We start from the raw sequence: 18,810 nt of genomic DNA on the forward strand, positions 1-18,810 counted from the left end.
CGCGTTCGATCGCCACTGGACCGGCGTCCTGAGGCAACCCGGCGTTCAGGTCACGGATCAGTTGCTCTGTTCGCTCCCGCACGGCTACCGCCCACTCTGGTTCGATCATCCCTCAGTATCCCGCATTTCTGAGTTACACCCCTGGAACGGCTTCACCCCTTGCTCGCTGGATGCGCCGTGTTAGACTGCTCGGCGCGGGAAGGAACACGGCCACGCCCTGCTTCAAACCCAGGGTGAGGAAAGTCCGGGCACCGCAGGGCAGGATGCCAGCTAACGGCTGGGCGGCGAGTGAACCGCCGGGGAGAGAGATTCCCGGAAAGGCGCGAAGCCGACGGACAGTGCCACAGAAACCAGACCGCCTGCGCCGAGGGCGCCGCTCTCACGGCGGGCGCAGGTCAGGGTGAAACGGTGCGGTAAGAGCGCACCAGGCCGCATGGAAACACGCGGCGTCTGGTAAACCCCATCCGGTGCAAGACCCGATAGTGGAGGAGGGTGGCCCGCCCATTGATTCCCAGGATGGTCGCTTCAGGCGCGGCAGCGATGCCCGTCGCAGAGAGATGGCCGTGGCTCGCAAGAGACACAGAACCCGGCTTACTACCTTCCCGTACCAGAAAAAAGCGCTCCCTGAAACAGCGGGGGCGCTTTTTTGGGAGTGGGTTCGGGGAAGTGGGGAGTGGGCAAATCCTGATCGAGTTCGGCTGGAAGAGACGGCAGGGCTGCCAAGCAACCCATCTCACCAGCCCGCCCGCTTCAGGCGCTTCCCACTTCCCACTGCCCACTGCCCACTTCCCGGTCCGCCGCTCCCTGACGCAGCAGCGCCGCCGCGATCAGTCCGGCGAACGGTGGGCTGGGGCGCATCGGGCGCGACTTGAATTCGGGGTGCGCCTGGAGGCCGACGAAAAACGGATGACCGCTCAGCTCGATGCTCTCGACCAGGCCCGCGCCGCGTCCGGCCATACCGGGGGTGACGCCGCTGACGATTAATCCTGCCGCCCTAAGCTGCTCGACGTACACCGGGTTGACCTCGTAGCGGTGGCGGTGGCGCTCGCTCACCTCGCCGCCCTGGGGGACGGTGTAGAGCTTGGCCAATCTGGTTCCAGCCGCCAGCTTCATCGGCCAGTCGCCCAGGCGCATGGTGCCGCCCAGGTCCAGGGTTTCGAGCTGTTCGGGCATCAGGTCGATGACCTTGTGCGGCGCGTAGGGGTCGAACTCGGTGGAGTTGGCCCCACTGAGGCCCACCACGTTGCGGGCGTACTCGATCACGGCGATCTGCATGCCCAGGCAGATACCCAGGTACGGCACACCCTGGGTGCGGGCGTACTCGGCGGCGCGAATCTTGCCCTCGATGCCGCGCACGCCGAAGCCGCCGGGCACCAGAATGCCGTCCACGTCGCCCAGGTGCTCCTCGATCTGGGCCACCTCTTCGAGCGACTCGGTGTTGACCCATTTGATGTTGACGCGGGCGTCGTTGGCGATTCCGGCGTGCAGCAGCGCCTCCATCATCGAGAGGTAGGCGTCGGGCATGACGGTGTATTTGCCCGCCAGCGCAATGGTGACTTCCTTTTTGGGCGACTTGATGACCCGCACGGCGTGCTGCCAGACGCCCAGGTTGGGGTGGATATGCTCCAGCTCCAACAGGCTCTCGACGGCCTTGCCCAGCCCCTGCTCTTCGAGGGCCAGCGGCACCTCGTAGACGTGCGGCACGTCGAAGGAGGCGAAGACCCGGTTGGGCTTGACGCTGGTAAACAGCGCGATCTTGCGGGTGATCTCTTCGGGCAGGTTGTCCTTGCTGCGGACCATCACGATGTCGGGGCTGATGCCCACCGATCTGAGGGTCGCCACCGAGTGCTGGGTCGGCTTGGTCTTGAACTCGTTGGAGGTGCCCAGGTACGGCACCAGCGTCAGGTGCAGGTAGAGGGTGTGCTCGTCGCCCACGTCGAATCGGAACTGCCGGATGGCCTCCAGAAACGGCAGCGATTCGATGTCGCCCACCGTGCCGCCCACCTCGACGATGACGATGTTGGCGCCCGCCCGCTCACCGGCGGCGATGATGCGGCTCTTGATCTCGTCGGTGACGTGCGGAATGACCTGCACCGTCTGCGAGAGGTAATCTCCGGCCCGCTCCTTACGGATGACTTCGAGGTAGACCTGGCCGGTGGTGATGTTGCTGCCCGCCGGAACGTCCAGATCGAGGAAACGCTCGTAGTTGCCCAGGTCGAGGTCGGTCTCGGCCCCGGAGGCGGTCACGAAGACCTCGCCGTGCTCGTAGGGCCGCATGGTTCCAGCATCAATATTGATGTAGGGATCGATCTTGACGGCGGTGACTGTGTAGCCGCGCGCGCGCATCAGGGCGCCCAGGGAGGCCGTCACCACGCCTTTGCCCAGGCTGGAGACGACGCCGCCGGTCACGAAGATGTATTTGGTATGCATGCTGTTTCCTCTCGCTGGGGCCGGGGCCAAAAAAGAAAATCCGGAGCGCAGAGGCCTCCGGAGTTTCAGGGTAGCACGGGTGGGGTGAGGTCAGCAGGGTCTGGTATCAACACGGTCTGGCAGACGCAGCGCAGACCCAGTTACGCGGAAAGACGCTGACGGACTGCGAGGTGATGGTGGTCACTGCGCCTGGGTTGGCAGAGCCGTCAGCGTTTGTCTTGTCCACCCCAGTACGGTTGAGCTGACCCGTGACATTGATCTGCACACTGCCGAGCACTCTTGGCGTTATGCCTGCCGCCGTCGGTGGTGTGACCACAAACCTGAGCCCAGCCGCGCCATCAGGTTGAATATAATCAGCCAGAATTCGTCCGGAGCCGCCCTGGTAGTACGTTGCCGCTCCCGCAACACTGACACCAGGCGTCCAAAACGTACCGGATAAATCAACCAGGTTGCGTCTGTATTCCATGATGATCCACTTATCGTTGTTGTCGAGATCGGCGTTGGGCGCTTCAACAGAGGGGTCTATAACGGCGGCGTCAACGAGAGTCTTGCGCGGATATGCGTAATAAGCAAAAAACCGGAAGCAACCGTCTGGGCTGGCAGCGGTACAGGCAGCCAGTGGAATCTGGGGCGGCAATATCATGGCGACAAATGGGTCAGTATTGATCTGCCAATTCTGAGAATTCCTGTTAGCAACCCCTACGAGATTCTTGGTCGTTTCACCACTGGCTGTCAGGTTAAGCTTTCCATCACCAGGCTTGTAGACGTACACTGCGTCAGTGAGGCGACCTGAAATGACCTGCTGAGACAGTTGAATCTCGGAAATAAGGTCGTTTCTGAAGTTGACCGTGTTGGTGGCGACCAGCGTGCCACGGAAGAGTTGGGTAATAAACGTCAGCAACAGCCCGACAATCAGCAGCGAGATCAGGAGTTCTACAAGGGTCAGTCCCTGTTGCCGTTCCATCAGCGCACATCCAGAGTGAGCACAACGGGCGTCTGCTTATCAATTGGCGTTGTAACGATTAAACGCCGCTTGAAAGGGGCGAATAAACTGTTAGAACCAGCAGCCATATCGTTGCAGGAGCCTGTAACCACATTTGCCAGTGAAATGTCCTGACAAATCACTGTCGATGTGTCTTTGGGCATCAGGCTCAGCGGTCCCATCGGTGCATTGTAGTTGGCCATGACAACGCTACGCGCCCGCTCCATCACATCTTGTGCTTTTCGGGTGCCAGCAAGTGTTGTACTTGACGTGCCGCTGATGTTGAGAGAATTTATGAGGGGCTGGGCGGTCAATACAACGATCAGTCCAAGCAGGAGAATGGCAACAAGCACTTCGACCATCGAAAGACCTGCGGCGGTTCGTCTCACCGAACCACCTTTCCGGTGACGCCAAAAACATGCACAGTATCCTTCACGGTTGTATTTAGAATGCTGAGCGTAAACGTTGAGCCCACAGCACTCACGTTATCGGCAAATGGTGCAGTGTAGGTGACAGACCGCGCGGCTGTGGTTGCAGGAACCACTGTAGCGATCACGCCATCAGGAAAAATAAAGGTCGCCTCTGCGGCTGCGCCCTGTTTGAATGTATACCCATCACCGCCATCGAGCAGTTTCACGGTGGTGGTCTGACCAGCCCGCCAGGCCGTACTCCGGGCACGCTGCAAATCGCTAGAGAACAGGGTGACAGCGTTCTGGAGGCGCGATTTTTGAAGCTGACCATTCAATCCCCAGAGAAATAGTGTGAGAGTAATTCCCAAAATGGCCATGACAATCAGTAATTCCAGAAGGGTAAATCCCCGAACAGACGGTTTCATGGGGCAACCTGCGTAATATCACCAGAGAGGCTGAAAGAGGCTACCGGAATCAGAGAACCTGAGCTGTCTCGCAGGGCTGTGCCATTCATATCATACTGACTCAACCCTCCGTCCCAGCTTCGCTGAGTAGGAAAGCTGGGAGGCGCGAACCCGGTTTCCATGCGCTGGTCGTAGATAAAGTTCTGTGCCATACCAGTCGAAAGGTTCCCGGTTTTAGGGCTGAATATCCCAAACTGACCGTAATAGTTTTCAATAACGCCGCCGAGCAGGTTTAATTTGCCTTTGGATAAACCCAGGCCCGGATTCTGCACGTTAACCGACCCACCATTCGGCACGTATGTGCTTTTATCGCCCGCAGCTAGCAGCACCGCATTGACAGTCACGTTATCCGGCGCATTCAGAAGACCCGCATCAGGATCCGTGTTCTTCACACGGCTGTTTGGATTGTTGGCAATCTGAACCTGCCCCAGAATGGAGTATATGCCCAACACGTTCCGCACGTAAGCCTGGGTTGTCGAGTCGATGAGATCATCGCAGTTCGGAAGTTTCGGGTCGCTACCAGTACAGGGTGGTCTTTCGTATTTGAGATGATCGGTAATTACCACGTCGCGGTCTGCCCCAACGGAAATTTGGGCAAATTCCGCAATCGCTGCTCCATTTTTGCCCGAAGTTGTTGGGTCTGTGTATATGCTGTCCACTCCATCCGTCGAGTAGATGACACCGTTGAATTTTGCGGCAACCCCGCCACCCGCTTGCCATTCACCCGTCGTAACGTTTTTGAAGGCCGCGACCCAGGTGCCTTTATCCCGAATCTGCATCCTGCTGTAACTGTCAAAGCGGAGTTCTGTCGTAATCGGGGCCACAGGCACAGTACCGGTTGTTTTCACTTTTGTGTAAGTAATTGTTTGAAACTTTGGAGATGTACCGGACACTCCGAGGCTGACTTTCCTAATCTTCGCACCACTGTCGATGAACAAACCTGTTGTGCCGTTCTGTATGCTCGATGCATCCACCTTCTGATTGGTCCCGTTTTTCGGCAAAGGAACGAAATCGTGGTTCCATGTCGATCCCTCCGCAAAGTTTGGGCTGGCGCCATTAAAGTTTACCGTTTGGTTTAAATCTGAATCGAGCGGAAACCCTATCGGATCGCCGACACCAAGCATCTCGCTTGGCCTTACGTAGCCAGCGGGTGAGCCGAAGAAAGATCCAGGTATTCCCACGACAGCGCAATGTTCGTCCTCGTTCGGGTCACCAGGAATACCGTTTCCAGGCACAATTTGGTTTGCCGGGCATCCAGAGGAAGTCATTTTTCCACCAAAATAGGGGCTTCCGAACAGAGAGAGTTTCTGATTTGTATGAACAGGGCCAGAAAAATTGAAAGCGCTATTCATATAAATTGGCAGACTCGACGTCTCACTCGTATATGTTGCAAAGTGATGATTTGTGAACAATGCGTATTTGGCGAAACTTCCGCGAATAGCTGTGAAAGAATACATTCGTCGATTGACGGCATTATTTGGTGACGACGAAACTGCACGGCTGCCGTTCAAAACATTGGAGGCGACTTTCAAATCACTGACCATGAAGTAAAAGACAAAAGTGTCCAGAGCTGGTCTCGAAACCGCCAGTGGTATAATAGAGAATCGGCTCTCTATGTTTCCGGACAGTGGCTGCCCGTTAACCAAATCGTACTTCTTTTCAGTTGGGAGCAGCCGGTTGCCTGTCAAGGTAGCTGGCGCGATCAGGTCGTCGATGAAAGAATCGATTTTGGGGTCATCGAGGTTTAGTTGCGTTTTTTCGGTGTTTGTGAGGTATGTTTTGAAAAAACCGGCGACAGCGGACTTTGAATAAGGATCCGTCGCAAAATCGCACATTACAACTCCGTCAAGGCCGCTAATTGTTCCAGCGGAGCTGTTTAAAGTGAGTTTTTGGGTTCCAGATGTTGGTGTGTATGGATCGTACACACCTATGCCCGCTGTTATAGGCGTTCGTCCACATATACTGCCAAAAATATTTCGAATATCAGACCTATCTGTACCAACGCCGGACCCCTTCGGTAAGACAATGCTTCTGGTCATCGCGTAAAAAAGCCCCAGTTTTGCCCGCGCCAGGCTTACTCCCGACTCAGCCGCGTACTGCGATTGGAGGGCCACTCGCTGCTCACCTGTGTTGCGTCGGGCATTGACCGCCAAATTTGCACTGACGATGATGAGCGAACATAAAATGACCAGAACCATCAGCACCAGAAAGATGAGAGCCGCACCCTGCTCCTGTTGTGCAGGTGTCCGGCGACGTGCCCGTGCAACAGGTTGAGTAGACATGCCCCATCATGGCCACTTAACCTTAATAAAGCAACACCAAACAGAGGGCGCCCTGCCTGCCATACCGTACAATCCCGAATCAACCCACATTCCCGCCTCACCCGCCAGGCCACGCGCCGCCTTACGGTGAGCCATGACCTCACCAGCCCCCTTCCGCACTGCGTCTGCCCTGCCCCGGCCCCTCGACCCGACCTACGCGTCCAACCGCGCCGCCGTCACCGGCCTGGGCTTGAGTATCCTGGGGGCGCGGTTGCTGGGCCACTCCTGGGCGGGCAGCCTGCGCGTGGGCCTGGGCACCTTCAGCGGCTGGGCCATCGCCCGCGAACTCGACCCGGATTCACCGGCCAGCGCCGCCGCCGCCATGCCCCTGGCGTTTGTGGGGCTGCTGGGCCGCCCGGCCACCACCAAACCAGGCTTCCCGGAAAGCGCCGCGACCTTGCGCCACGCCCTGCCCGCCTTCACGGCGCTGAGCAGCACCCGCGTGCTGGCCGCCACGGTCGGCCCACGGGCGAGTGAGCAAGACAGTGCAGCCCTGAGCGTGCAGGCCGCTCTGGTCGCCCTGAGCAGCGGCAACGTCGCCAGTCTGATGCCGGGCGCCGCGCTGGAATGGGCTCACCGCATGGGCGATCAGTTCAGTCCGCCGCCCTGGGCCGGGGGCGCGGCGCTGGCGAGCGGTGCCCTCCCGGCTGCTGGACACAACGCGGGCAGCAGCGTCGTGGGAGACCTGCTGAGCCTGGCCGCGCTGGGGCTGGGCAAGCATCTGGTCGCGCCCGAACGGATCACCAGCGCCTGTGACAGCCTGCCGCGCCCGGTATCCGGTGCGCGGGTCCAGGCCGCCCGCGTGCTGAGCCTGAGCACCGTGGCATTGGCGCTCCTCAGACGTGAAACCCGTGCCCTGGCACCTCTGGCCGCCGCCTGCCTGAGCGTCGGTGCCCGCAGGTGGAGCGGTCAAAGCGGGAAGTAGGGTGTGGGCAAAGACCAAGCACTACTGTTCGGGGCCAAGACAAAGTCCAGCGATGATGTCCCACTCAGTCCCGTTCGGTCGGCGAGCTGCCGCCTCTGACCGTGCAGCGAGACGGCGACGACCACGGGTAGAGCGTCCCGCGCTGCTCAGCTTTACGGTAGCCGGTAGTCCATTGCACTTCCCGCTTTTCCCACCAGCCAGCCACTCGCCACCAGCCACACGCCCCCTTCACAGACTCAACTGCACCATCAGCCGCTCCAGCACCGCGCCTGCGTCCAGACCGCGTTTCATGGCCAGGTCGGCGTCCTGAATGTGACCCAGATGGACCTGAATGCGCGGCTCGCTGAGGCGGCGGGCGACTTCCAGAGCCTTTTTGGCCGGATACGGTTTGACGCCGAGCTGCTGGGCGGCTCCGGTTTCGGAGAGGCGGCCACCCTGCTGAAGGAGCGCCAGACTCCGGGCCACCAGGCTGTACTGCCAGACCACCGCACCGAGCAGTTTGAAGGGGTCTTCGCCGCTGCCGATCAGGCGCCGGAGGTGGGCCAGGGCCTGCGCGGGCTGGCGGGCCGTGGCGGCGCCCAGCATGGCGAACGAGTCGCCGGGCGGCTCCCGGCCCACCACACCCTCGACCCGCTCACGGCTAAAGGGGCCGCCCACGAAGGTCAGCTTGTTGAGTTCGGCGCTCAACCCCGCCAGGTCGGCGCCGAAGACTTCGGCGAGGTAAGTGGCGGCGCCCACTTCGAGCTTCAGGCCCAGGCGTTTGGCGCGGCTGGTCGCCCAGGCGGACACCTCGCCGGTTTTGCTGGGCGAGGGCACCGCCTGGTGCTCACCGTGCTGCTGATACTGCTTGACGCGGCCAGCGGCGCCGAGCGGATCGAGCACCATCACCAGGGCGCCGGGCGTCGCCAAGGCTTCGAGCAGGGCCTTGTCGGGCCGCACGCCGTCGAGATCGACCAGCACCGCCGCCTCACCGAACAGGCTGGGGGCCAGCAGCGGCGCCAGGCCAGCGGCGCTGACGTCCTCGCCACCGAGGCGGGGCAGATCGCGCAGATGCAGGCCACGAACCTGGGCCGCCTCGCGGGCAGCTTCCTCGATTAAAAAACGGTTGCCGGAAAACGCCAGGATCAAGCCGGGGTCTCCTGTGTCTGGCCGTCCTGGGCCTGGGTGTCCTGGGCCTGGGTCTGCTGGGCGCACTCCGACTGGAGGCGCTGCGAGACGCCGATCAGCGCACGCAGAAAGTCGCGGGCCGTCTGGTAGCGGTCATCCGGGGCACGCTGCAAGGCCCGCTCGATGACAGGGTGCAGCGCCGCCGGGCCAGGCAAGGGCAGGCGCTCCTGCGAGGAGCCGACCAGCCAGCCCAGCGCGTCGGGGTGGGGTGGACACCCGGCCAGGCAGTCGAAGATCAGCCCACCGATGGCGTAGAGGTCGCTGCGGGGGTCGCCGCGCACACCCCGGAACTGTTCGGGCGCCATGAACTGCGGCGTGCCCATGCGGGTTCCGGCGTGCAGATCGTCGCTCAGGGCGCGGTCGTGGGCCATGCCGAAATCGGTGACGAGCACGCACGGCTCGCCCGCCTGGCCGCGCAGCAGCATCACGTTCTCCGGCTTGAGGTCGTGGTGGGTCACGCCCTGGTCGTGCACGTAGCAGGCGGCCCGCAACACGCCCCTGGTGACCGACAACGTTTCAGCGACGCTCAGCGGGCGCAGATCGAGCAGTTCGCGCAGGCTGCACCCCTCGATGAACGGAAAGACCAGTTGATCTCTGCTGCGGCCCAGCAACGGCACCAGCCTCGGATGGCTCAGGCGGCTGACCACCCGGCCCTCATGGCCGAAGCGCACCTGGTATTCGGGGTCGGCGCTTTCCAGCGACTTGATGAACACCGCCCGGCCCTGCCAGGTGCCGCGCTCGGTTCGCACGCCGCCGCGCACGCCCATGAGCGAGCGTCCGGTCAGGGCAGTGACCGCAGAGCCGGTGACCGCCTGAGGTGGCGACTGGGTGTTTGAGGAGACCGTCATCGTCAGAGTATAAAGACGAAAGTTTCACAGGGGCGTCACACCCACGGTGACGTGAAGATTCGGTGATTATCTGACCTTCATGTCAGGTGACGCTGGGCGGTGGCACAGGGCGCAATCGAAATTCCCGTCACCCCCGCCCCGGCTCGCCGCGCTAGCCTGGAAGGATGCAACGACCCCGCCGCCTGCGCCGCACCCGCGCCCTGCGTGCCCTGACCCGCGAAACGTATCTGGCGCCCGAACACTTCATTCTGCCGCTGTTCGTCCACGAGGGCCAGGGCGACTTGCCGATCAGCACCATGCCGGGGGTCTGCCGCCACGACCTGCCGGGTCTGCTCGCCCGCATCCAGGAGGCGGTGGATCTGGGCATCGGCAGCGTCGTGCTGTTCGGTATTCCGGACCATAAAGACGCTCTGGGCCAGGAGTCGCGCAGCGAGGAGGGCGTGGTGCAGCGGGCCATTCGCAGCGTCAGGGCGCGGTTTCCGGAGTTGACCATCATCGCCGACACCTGCCTGTGCGAGTACACCGATCACGGGCACTGCGGGCCACTGGTGCCGGACTCGCGCGGCGGCTGGACGGTGGACAACGACGCCGCCCTGCCGCTGCTGGCCGCCACCGCCGTCTCGCAGGCCCGCGCCGGAGCCGATATCGTCGCGCCCAGCGCCATGATGGACGGCCAGGTGGGCGCCATCCGGGCCGCGCTGGACCAGGCCGGATTTGGACACATTCCGATCATGGCCTACGCCGTGAAGTACGCCAGCGCCTTCTACGGCCCCTTCCGCGAGGCGGCAGGCTCTGCGCCCAGCGTCGGGGACCGGGCCAGCTACCAGATGGACCCGGCGGGCGGCTACCGCGAGGCCATCCGTGAAGCTCAGCTCGACGTGGACGAGGGCGCCGACTTCCTGATGGTCAAGCCCGCGCTGGCCTACCTGGACGTGCTGCGTGTGGTGCGCGACACCTTCGATCTGCCGCTGGTCGCCTACAACGTCAGCGGCGAGTACGCCATGCTCAAGGCCGCCGCGCAGGCCGGAATGCTCGACGAGCGCCGCAGCGTGCTCGAAACCCTGGGCTCGCTGCGCCGCGCCGGGGCCGACGCCATCATGACCTACCACGCCCTCGACGCCGCGAGGTGGCTGCGGGAAGACCGGGAGGCGACCAGGCCGGTCAGGACGACGGAAGTAGCGGAGCGCTGAGCGGATAGACGGGCGTCCTCTCCTCCGCCCACCCCCGCCGCACGCTTGCTAGACTCGCCCAGATGCGCGTCGTTCTCAAACTCGGCACTTCAGTGCTCACCGGCGGCTCGGACCGGCTAAACCGCCCCCGGATGGTGGACCTGATGCGGCAGATGGCGGCGCTCAGCGGCCAGGGCCACCAGGTCGTGCTGGTCACCTCGGCGGCGATTCTGGCGGGCTGGGAGGTGCTGGGCTTTCCGCCGCGCAGCCGCACGGTGGCCGAGCGGCAACTGCTGGCCGCCGTGGGTCAGAGCATGCTGATGCACACCTACGCCTCGCTGGCCGAACTCTACAGCCTGAAAGTCGCCCAGGTGCTGCTGACCGCCGACGATTTTCGGGACCGGACCCGTTACCTCAACGCCCGCACCACCCTGGGCGGCTGCCTGGAGCGCGGCGTGCTGCCGATCATCAACGAGAACGACGCGGTGGCCGTCGAGCAGATCAAAGTGGGCGACAACGACACGCTCTCGGCCTTCGTGGCGAACCTGGTGGAAGCCGACCTGCTGGTGATCCTGACCGACGCGCCGGGCCTGTACACCGCCGACCCGCGCAGCGACCTGAGCGCCACCCTGATTCCCGTCGTGGAGCGCATCGACGCCTCGGTGTGGGCCAGGGCGGGCGGGGTGGGCTCGCACCGGGGCACCGGGGGCATGTACACCAAGATTCAGGCCGCCGAGATCGCCACGCGGGCCGGAACACCCGTGGTCATAGCGCCCGGCGACGCCGACAACGCGCTGCTGCGCGCCGCAGCGGGCGAGGCCATCGGCACGCGCTTTGTCGCCCACGGCTCGCGGCTGGAAGCCCGCAAACGCTGGATTCTGGCCGAGGTCGCCCCTGGGCGCGTGCAGCTCGACGAGGGCGCCGCCACGGCCCTACGCGAGCGCGGCAGCAGCCTGCTCTCGGTAGGCGTGCGCGGCGTGGACGGCGAATTCGAGCGCGGCCATACCGTGCGGCTGCTGGGGCCGGACGGCGTGGAGATCGCCCGTGGGCTGAGCCGTTACCGCTCGGCGGACGTGCGCCGCATCGTGGGCCTGCGCGGCCACGCGATTGAAGCGGCGTTGGGATTTGATTACGGCCCGGAAGTCGTGCATAGAGATGATCTGGTGCTGCTGTAGGCGGCTGAATGAGTCGAGCGATACCCTCATATTGCATGGCCTACGCCTGAAGCACATTACGTTTAAGGGAAAACTAAAGAACATCGCCGCCGATGTCCCGTGCGAGTACACGACTGACGAACCCCGCCTTTCCACTCGTGTACTCGCCCCAGTCGTCCGTCTGGGCCGCAAGCAAGAGCTTGAGCGCTTCGTACTCGTCGGCCATCTTTTTCCACCGGCCACACGCCGCCTCTACCGGCTCGCCCACAACTCCACCAGCCCCCTGAGCGTCAGGGTGTCGTCGTAGAAGTCGATCTCGGTGCAGATACCTTCCACGGTGCGGGCAAAGCCGCCGGTGGCGATGGCGACGGCAGGGCTGGGCAACTCGGAGCGCAGGCGGCGCAGCAGCCCGTCGACCATCTCGGCGTAGCCGAACACCAGGCCGGATTGCAGGGCGTGAACGGTGTCCTTGCCAATGGCTGTGGCGGGCGCCTCCAGGGCGATGCGGGGCAGCCGGGCGGCGCGGGAGAACAGGGCGTCGGCGGACACCTGCGCCCCGGTGGCCAGCACGCCGCCTATGAAGCGCCGCCCGCGCCCGATCACGTCGAAGTTGGTGCTGGTGCCGAAATCGACCACGATGGCGTGCTCGTGTTCATTCAGGTAGCGCTCGGCGCCGAACAGGTTGCACAGCCGGTCGGCGCCGAGGTTGTCCGGCTGGGTCAACTCGATGGTCACGTCCGGCAGGCTCAGGGCACTGACCACGAACGGGGTGATACCGAAGTGCTGTTGCAGCGCCAGCACGTAGTTTTGGCCCAGCGGCGGGGCTACGTTGCTGAGCACCGCCCGTCTGGGCCACTCAGGCTTGGGCCACTCGGCGCCCGCCAGCCCGAACAGCCCGCTCAGGCGCAGCGCCAGGTCGTCGGGCAGGTGGTCGCGGTTGGTGCGGATGCGCCAGGTCTGCGTCAGCTCCAGCGCGGCGTTGGCCAGCCCGATGACGGTGCTGGTATTGCCGATGTCGATGGCCAGCAGCGGAAAATGCTCAGGCGGGTGGGCGTCCGGCGAGGGTGCGGAGGGCATGAGGCTATGGTAGCGGGATTGGTGCGTGCGCTGGATGCTGGATGCTGGGTGCTGGGTGCTGGATGCTGGGTGCTGGGTTCGGATTGGTCCGCTCAGCGCCCGGTGCCGCCGCCCCGCTGAGGATGCCTGTTCAGGCGCGTCCAGAACTCGGAGGTGGCGCTCAACGTGCTCAGGAACTGCTCGAACTCCACAGGCTTGACCACGTAGGCGCTGGCGCCGCGCTGATAACTGGCGCGAATGTCGCGCTCCTCGCGGCTGGTCGAGAGAATCACCACCGGCAGGTCGCTCAGGTTCGGCTGAGCACGGATGGCGTCCAGAACCGCCAGGCCGTCCATCTGCGGCATATTCAGATCGAGCAGCACGACGTCGGGCAGGCTGTCGTCGCCCGCGCCCAGCAGCTTCAGCGCCTCCTGACCGCTGCGGGCCACCGTGACTTCCGGGGCGCGGGGCGACTTCTCGAAGGCCACCAGCGCCAGTTCGAGGTCGTTGGGATTGTCATCCACCAGCAAAATTCGTCCCCTCATATCCATACCGCCCCCCGGAATTACTGTGTTCGTCACGTTTCAGCGGAGCTGTTGGTGAGACCGATCTTGAGGCATTCTACATCATCTTTATCTCTTCTTAAGCTGGCCGGGGGTGAGGGGGTGGGCCGTGAATGAGAAGCTGCGCCGTCAGGCTGCTCTAGAGCAGATGTCATGAAAAGGGTCTTTTTATGACTGAGCGGAGCGAGTAGTTTTGACTGAGCAGGACGCAGAATGGAGGCGCGGGGAGGCTGTTTTCCCCGTGGCGTAATTCGGAGTACTGCTCTAGACTCTGCCCATGCTCGCCAAACGCATCATCCCCTGCCTGGACGTTCAACATGGCCGCGTGGTCAAGAACGTCCGGTTTTTTGAAGACCACCGCGACGCCGGAGACCCGCTGGTGCTGGCTCAGCGCTACGAGGCCCAGCAGGCCGACGAACTGGTGTTCTACGACATCACCGCCTCGTTTGAAGGCCGGGGGCTGATGCTGGACGTGGCCGCCCGCGTCGCCGAGCAGGTGATGATGCCGCTGACCGTGGGCGGCGGGGTCAGCGACCTCTCGGACTTCCGGCAACTGCTGCTGGCCGGGGCCGACAAGATCAGCCTGAACAGCTCGGCGGTGCGCGTCCCCGAACTGATTCGCCGCGCCAGCGACCACCACGGCGCCCAGTGCGTGATGCTGTCTATCGACGCCAAGCGCAACCCCGCTGCGCACCCGAACAGCAGGCCGAGCTGGAACGTCTACGTGGGCGGCGGGCGCATCGACACCGGCCTGGACCTGCTGGAGTGGGCCGTGCGCGGCCAGATGCTCGGCGCGGGCGAGATCTGCCTGAACGTCATGGACGCCGACGGCACGCGGGCCGGATTCGACCTGGAGGCGACGAGGACGGTGGCCCGCGCGGTGGATATTCCGGTGATCGCGTCGGGCGGCGCGGGCCGACTCGAAGATTTCCGCGAGGTGCTCAGCGGCGGCGCAGACGGTGGCCAGGCCGACGCCGCGCTGGCGGCCAGCGTGTTTCACTTCGGCGAGCTGAGCGTGCCGCAGGTCAAGGCGTACCTGCATGCTCAGGGCGTGGCCGTGCGTCCCGACTGGCACGATCCCGAACGGGCTGGGCCTGAACGTACTCAGGGAGCAAGACAGTGACCATTCTCGATCTGGACGCCGTGACGTTCGACGCCGATGGCCTCGTTCCGGTGGTCGTGCAGGACGCCCGGACCGGCGCGGTGCTGATGCAGGCGTATGCAGACCGGGCGGCGCTCGAACATACCCTATCCAGCCGCCAGGGCACCTATTATTCGCGTTCAAGGCAGGCCCAGTGGATCAAGGGCGAGACCAGCGGCCACGTCCAGCACGTCGAGAGCGTAGATCTGGACTGCGACGGGGACAGTATTTTATACAGAGTCCACCAGCACGGCCCGGCCTGCCATACCGGCGAGTCCAGTTGCTTTCACCGCCCGCTGCTGGAAGCAGATAGCGAGACGGCGCCCGGTCTGGACGGCACGCTGGAGCGCGTCTACGCCACCATCCAGGCCAGGCTGGAGACGCTGCCGGAGAGCAGTTACGTGGCGCGGCTGCACGCCGGGGGCATCGACCGGGTGCTCAGGAAGATCAGCGAGGAAGCGGGCGAGGTGCTGCTGGCCGCCAAGAATGGCGACGCCGCCGAACTGGCAGGCGAGGCCGCCGACCTGATCTTTCACCTGCTGTTCGCGATGGCCGAAGTGGGCGTCACGCCCGGCGACGTGGCGGCGGTGCTCAGCAGCCGCGAGGGCACAACCGGGCTCAAGGCGCCCAAAGCGGCGGGCTGAGGCCGGAGCCACTGTCACCCGGCGCGTGACGGCGTACCCACCGGGTTTAGATCATCCCACGTCAGGGCGCGGCCCGCCCCAGGTACTATGACGCCAGGTACAATGACGCGAGCACTGCCCCAGCCCCTCCTCAACTCACTCGGCCCGGCTCCCCTGCGCCCGGAGGTCTTCTTACATGGCGATCAATCACGGCCCACTGATGGTGTTTTGCGGCCAGAGCAACCGGCCCCTGGCGCAGGCCATCTGCGACAACCTCGGCATCCCGCTGGGCCACAGCAAAACCGAGCAGTTCACCAACGAGAACATGATCGTCCACTTCGAGGATTCGCTGCGCGAGGGCGACGTGTTCATCGTGCAGAGCTTCTCGCACCCGGTCAGCGACGCCATCATCGAGCTGTTTCTGATGGTGGACGCGGCCAAGAGCGCCTCTGCCGGGCGGGTGACCGCCGTGATTCCGTATTACAGCTACGCCCGCAGCGACAAGAAGGACGCGCCGCGCATCAGCATCGCCGGGCGGCTGATGGCCGATCTCTTGCAGGAAGCCGGAGCGGACCGCGTCCTGACCATGACGCTGCACTCGCCGCAGGTCCACGGCTTTTTCAAGGTGCCGGTCGATCACCTCAGCGCCGATGTGGTGATCGCCGAGCACCTCAAATCGCGGGTGCCGAATGCCCATCAGGGCGTGGTGCTGGCGCCCGACGCGGGCAGCATCAAGCGGGCCTCGGCCATCGCCCGGAGACTCGATTCGGGGCTGGCCTTCATCGACAAGCAGCGCGTCTCAGACACCGCCGTGGACCCGCGAGCCCTTATCGGTGACGTGGCGGGCAAGTGCGTGTTCATCGTGGACGACGAGATCAGCACCGCCGGTTCGCTGGTCGAGGCCGTCAACTTTTCCAAGAAGATGGGCGCCCGCGAAGTCTACGTAGCCGTTTCACACGGCGTCTACAGTGGCCCGGCCATCGAGCGCATCGCCAGCCTCGACGCGGTGGAGGTGGCCAGCACCAACACCGTCTACGTCTCGCAGGACAAGATGGACCGGGCCAGCGGCAAACTCGCCATCCTGAACGTGGCCCCGCTGTTCGCCAACGCCATCAACAACATCCACACCGGCGAGAGTGTCAGCACGCTGTTCGAATAGGACGGCTCCACCAGCAACACAGAGCGAACGGACCACACTGACCCGTTCGCTCTGCTTACTCATGCTCGCCTACGCCTGAACTTTCACGCCTTTCCAGAAGGCGACGTGGCCGGTGATGTTCTTGGCGGCGTCCTTGGGCTGGGGGTAGTACCAGGCGGCGTCGGGGTTGGTCTGGCCGTCCACGCTGAGGCTGAAGTAGCTGGCCTGGCCTTTCCAGGGGCAGGTGGAGTGGGTGCCGCTTTCGGCCAGGTACTCGGCCTTGACGCTGCTGCGGGGAAAGTAGTGGTTGCCCTCGACGACCACCGTCGCGTCGCTCTCGGCGATAACCTGATTGTTCCAGATGGCTTTCATGGTGCCCACTCTAGGAGTCTGGCAGGAGGCGGTGTGTCGGGCAGCCGACAAAGACGGCTCACCGTGGCCAAATTAGTTCGGCCCAGTTATTTCGGTGCCGGGCGCTCGATCACGTTGGAAAACTCGCGGACAGGCAAAAACGGCAACAGCTTCGGCAAATCCAGCGGCAAGGTCAGAGGGACCTGCGCACCGAGCTGGAGCGTGTAGCGCTTGGCGGTGTACCGCACCGACCCCGGTTTGCCCCCCAGTTTCAGGCGCGACAGATCGGCCAGGGCCAGCCAGGCGCCGGACTTGCCCGCCACGTCGAGCGTGCGCAGCGGCAGCGTCAGCACTTCGCCGCCGAGCACGAAACTCACACTTCGCGGCGTCTGGACCGTGGGCCGGACTCCCAGGGCGCCGAGCAGTTCCGGCAGCGGCAGCAACAGTTGCCCGCTCACCACCTGAACCTGCCGCGCCGCCGCTAAAGCCATTGCCGGATCAATCTTGAGGGCGACGGGTGCAGGCGGTTTGGGGATGATCGGGATGGTGGTCGGTTGAGTGGCAGGTGGCTGGGTTGTCGTCAGCTGGACCGGCAATTGGGGCGCCTGAGCGACCAGCGCCAGCGCCGCCGCCTGTCTGGCCAGCAACGGCGCCGCCTTCAGGGCCGCCGGACGCTTGAGCGCCACCTGGGCCGCACTCTCCGCCGGGCTGAGCAGGCGGCCATAACCCGCCGCCGAACCCCGGAAGTACGACCAGGCCCCGTCGGCCAGCGGCGGCTGGCCCTCGATGCTGCCCAGCCTGCCGCTGGCGGTGGCAAAATACAACGTCCCCGCCGGGCTGACGTTCACGCTGGTATCGATCTTCTCGCCGGTTTTGAGGGTCCAGATCACCTGGCCGCCCGGCGCAATGGCGTGCAGGGTGCCGCCCAGGTCACCCACGACCACCGCGCCGCCCGTCAGTTCAGCGGCGGGCGCGGCGACCGGGGCGCTGGCCGCATAGGTCCAGGCGTCCTGGCCACCTTGCGTCAGGGCGTAGACCTTGCCGTCGTAGCTGCCGACCACCACCAGGCCCGCTGCGGTGACAATCGGGCTGGCGTTGACGAACGACCCGGTGGCGCGGGTCCAGCGCAACTTACCCTGGGCGCTCAGGCTGTAGATCTTCTTGTCGCCGGAGCCGAAATACAAATTGCCGGAGTTGTCGAGCGCCGGGCTGCTGAACACCGTCGAGCCGACGCCGTAGGTCCACAGCAGCTTGCCATCCGGGCTCAGCGCGATCACGGCGTTGCCCTGGGTGCCCAGATAGACGGCGCCGTCCGGGGCCACCACCGGGCTGCTGTAGATCGGCGAGCTGTGCCTGTACGTCCACAGCGTCTGCCCCTGCGCCGAGAGGGCGTAGATGACCCCGCCGCTGACAGCCACGATCAGGCTGCCGTCGGGCCGCAGGGCCGGGGAGGCGTAGATGTCACCGCCCTCCAGGCGCACGCTCCAGAGCTTTTTGCCGAGCGCGTCGATGCTGTAGACACTGTCGTCGTAGGCCACCGCAATCGCTGCGCCCTGCGGCGTCAGTACCGGCGAGGCCCGCCCGATGTCGCCCAGTGGAAAGGCCCACCGCTCCTTGCCGGAGGCGTCCAGGCGGTGCAGTCTGGCGTCCGAGCCGATGAACACCACATCACCATTGTCGGCCACGCTGATCGCCGAAATGACCTTGCGGGCGCTGTAGGTGGGCACGGGCGTCAGGCTGGAGGCGGCAGGCATGGGCGCCGCCTTGACCGGACCGGGCTGGACTGGCACTGGTTTGACTGGCACTGGTTTGCCGGGCACTGATTTCACGGGCACTGCCGGGGCCGTTTTCGGCAGGCCGGGTCTGGGCGGATTGACCTTGGCCTGAGCCGACGCGCCGCCGGAGATCAGCAGGGACAGCGTGAGGAACAAACATGAGAGCGGTTGCCCGCGAGAGCCTTGAGGCGCAGATAACACAATAGAACCTCCTTTACATTCTCTTAAAGCACTTGGTCATAGCGCAAAAAAACATAGACGGTCCCTACAGTACGTCCTAAGATGCGAGGCGA

At 64.0% G+C, this 18,810-nt stretch carries 18 protein-coding genes and 1 other RNA gene; 7 read left to right on the plus strand and 12 right to left on the minus strand.

Going from position 1 to position 18,810, the window contains the following annotated elements:
* Positions 1-194 precede the first annotated feature (194 nt).
* An RNA gene (gene rnpB, locus Q0R23_RS00310) (RNase P RNA component class A) lies at positions 195-610 on the plus strand.
* A gap of 140 nt (positions 611-750) precedes the next feature.
* Here the strand turns inward: rnpB and Q0R23_RS00315 are convergent.
* From Q0R23_RS00315 to Q0R23_RS00335, 5 genes are all read right to left on the minus strand, one after another.
* Positions 751-2,430, minus strand: a complete 1,680-nt coding sequence (locus Q0R23_RS00315) for a CTP synthase (protein WP_293909071.1) — start codon at positions 2,428-2,430, stop codon at positions 751-753.
* A gap of 106 nt (positions 2,431-2,536) precedes the next feature.
* Positions 2,537-3,394 (minus strand): prepilin-type N-terminal cleavage/methylation domain-containing protein, encoded by an 858-nt coding sequence (locus Q0R23_RS00320; RefSeq protein WP_293909073.1) that lies wholly within the window; start codon positions 3,392-3,394, stop codon positions 2,537-2,539.
* A complete protein-coding gene (locus tag Q0R23_RS00325) occupies positions 3,394-3,801 on the minus strand; it encodes a hypothetical protein (protein WP_293909075.1) in 408 nt (135 codons plus the stop codon). The genes Q0R23_RS00320 and Q0R23_RS00325 overlap by 1 nt, the downstream gene beginning before the upstream one ends.
* Positions 3,798-4,247, minus strand: a complete 450-nt coding sequence (locus tag Q0R23_RS00330) for a prepilin-type N-terminal cleavage/methylation domain-containing protein (protein ID WP_293909077.1) — start codon at positions 4,245-4,247, stop codon at positions 3,798-3,800. Before Q0R23_RS00330 ends, Q0R23_RS00325 begins: the two co-directional genes overlap by 4 nt.
* Positions 4,244-6,568 carry a DUF4900 domain-containing protein gene (locus Q0R23_RS00335; protein ID WP_293909079.1) on the minus strand — a complete coding sequence of 775 codons (2,325 nt, stop codon included), beginning with the start codon at positions 6,566-6,568 and terminating at the stop codon, positions 4,244-4,246. The genes Q0R23_RS00330 and Q0R23_RS00335 overlap by 4 nt, the downstream gene beginning before the upstream one ends.
* A gap of 133 nt (positions 6,569-6,701) precedes the next feature.
* Here Q0R23_RS00335 and Q0R23_RS00340 point away from each other — a divergent pair, with 133 nt between their 5' ends.
* A complete protein-coding gene (locus Q0R23_RS00340; RefSeq protein ID WP_293909081.1) occupies positions 6,702-7,532 on the plus strand; it encodes a hypothetical protein in 831 nt (276 codons plus the stop codon).
* A gap of 228 nt (positions 7,533-7,760) precedes the next feature.
* On the opposite strand, the gene holA is transcribed toward Q0R23_RS00340, so the two are convergent.
* Together holA and Q0R23_RS00350 are read right to left on the minus strand one after the other, a co-directional pair.
* The gene (gene holA / locus Q0R23_RS00345; protein WP_293909083.1) at positions 7,761-8,660 is read right to left on the minus strand and encodes a DNA polymerase III subunit delta; all 900 of its coding nucleotides are present in this window, start codon (positions 8,658-8,660) and stop codon (positions 7,761-7,763) included.
* Positions 8,657-9,547 carry a serine/threonine-protein kinase gene (locus Q0R23_RS00350; RefSeq protein ID WP_293909085.1) on the minus strand — a complete coding sequence of 297 codons (891 nt, stop codon included), beginning with the start codon at positions 9,545-9,547 and terminating at the stop codon, positions 8,657-8,659. The genes holA and Q0R23_RS00350 overlap by 4 nt, the downstream gene beginning before the upstream one ends.
* Positions 9,548-9,711: 164 nt before the next feature.
* Here Q0R23_RS00350 and hemB point away from each other — a divergent pair, with 164 nt between their 5' ends.
* Positions 9,712-10,737 (plus strand): porphobilinogen synthase, encoded by a 1,026-nt coding sequence (gene hemB, locus Q0R23_RS00355; RefSeq protein ID WP_293909087.1) that lies wholly within the window; start codon positions 9,712-9,714, stop codon positions 10,735-10,737.
* A 62-nt stretch (positions 10,738-10,799) separates the two neighbouring features.
* The gene (gene proB, locus Q0R23_RS00360; RefSeq protein ID WP_293909089.1) at positions 10,800-11,891 is read left to right on the plus strand and encodes a glutamate 5-kinase; all 1,092 of its coding nucleotides are present in this window, start codon (positions 10,800-10,802) and stop codon (positions 11,889-11,891) included.
* A gap of 73 nt (positions 11,892-11,964) precedes the next feature.
* On the opposite strand, the gene Q0R23_RS00365 is transcribed toward proB, so the two are convergent.
* The 3 genes from Q0R23_RS00365 to Q0R23_RS00375 form a co-directional block, all read right to left on the minus strand.
* Positions 11,965-12,138, minus strand: coding sequence for a hypothetical protein (locus Q0R23_RS00365; RefSeq protein WP_293909127.1), 174 nt, complete (start codon positions 12,136-12,138; stop codon positions 11,965-11,967).
* Positions 12,123-12,947, minus strand: a complete 825-nt coding sequence (locus Q0R23_RS00370; RefSeq protein ID WP_293909091.1) for a type III pantothenate kinase — start codon at positions 12,945-12,947, stop codon at positions 12,123-12,125. The genes Q0R23_RS00365 and Q0R23_RS00370 overlap by 16 nt, the downstream gene beginning before the upstream one ends.
* A 92-nt stretch (positions 12,948-13,039) precedes the next feature.
* Entirely contained in the window at positions 13,040-13,471 is a 432-nt protein-coding gene (locus tag Q0R23_RS00375) for a response regulator (protein WP_366520366.1), read from the minus strand.
* A gap of 295 nt (positions 13,472-13,766) precedes the next feature.
* Here Q0R23_RS00375 and hisF point away from each other — a divergent pair, with 295 nt between their 5' ends.
* The 3 genes from hisF to Q0R23_RS00390 all read left to right on the plus strand — a co-directional run bounded on the left by hisF (position 13,767) and on the right by Q0R23_RS00390 (position 16,412).
* On the plus strand, positions 13,767-14,612 hold the full coding sequence (gene hisF, locus Q0R23_RS00380) for an imidazole glycerol phosphate synthase subunit HisF (RefSeq protein ID WP_293909095.1): 846 nt from the start codon (positions 13,767-13,769) through the stop codon (positions 14,610-14,612).
* A gap of 2 nt (positions 14,613-14,614) precedes the next feature.
* A complete protein-coding gene (hisIE, locus tag Q0R23_RS00385; RefSeq protein WP_293909124.1) occupies positions 14,615-15,274 on the plus strand; it encodes a bifunctional phosphoribosyl-AMP cyclohydrolase/phosphoribosyl-ATP diphosphatase HisIE in 660 nt (219 codons plus the stop codon).
* Between the two features lie 175 nt (positions 15,275-15,449).
* A complete protein-coding gene (locus Q0R23_RS00390) occupies positions 15,450-16,412 on the plus strand; it encodes a ribose-phosphate pyrophosphokinase (RefSeq protein WP_293909097.1) in 963 nt (320 codons plus the stop codon).
* A 69-nt stretch (positions 16,413-16,481) separates the two neighbouring features.
* Here the strand turns inward: Q0R23_RS00390 and Q0R23_RS00395 are convergent, their stop codons facing one another.
* Both Q0R23_RS00395 and Q0R23_RS00400 read right to left on the minus strand, forming a co-directional pair.
* Positions 16,482-16,763 carry a DUF427 domain-containing protein gene (locus Q0R23_RS00395; RefSeq protein ID WP_293909099.1) on the minus strand — a complete coding sequence of 94 codons (282 nt, stop codon included), beginning with the start codon at positions 16,761-16,763 and terminating at the stop codon, positions 16,482-16,484.
* Positions 16,764-16,849: 86 nt separating this feature from the next.
* On the minus strand, positions 16,850-18,673 hold the full coding sequence (locus tag Q0R23_RS00400) for a PQQ-binding-like beta-propeller repeat protein (protein WP_293909101.1): 1,824 nt from the start codon (positions 18,671-18,673) through the stop codon (positions 16,850-16,852).
* Between the last annotated feature and the right edge of the window lie 137 nt (positions 18,674-18,810).

Source organism: Deinococcus sp. (genome assembly GCF_025362455.1).
Taxonomy (GTDB): Bacteria; Deinococcota; Deinococci; order Deinococcales; family Deinococcaceae; genus Deinococcus.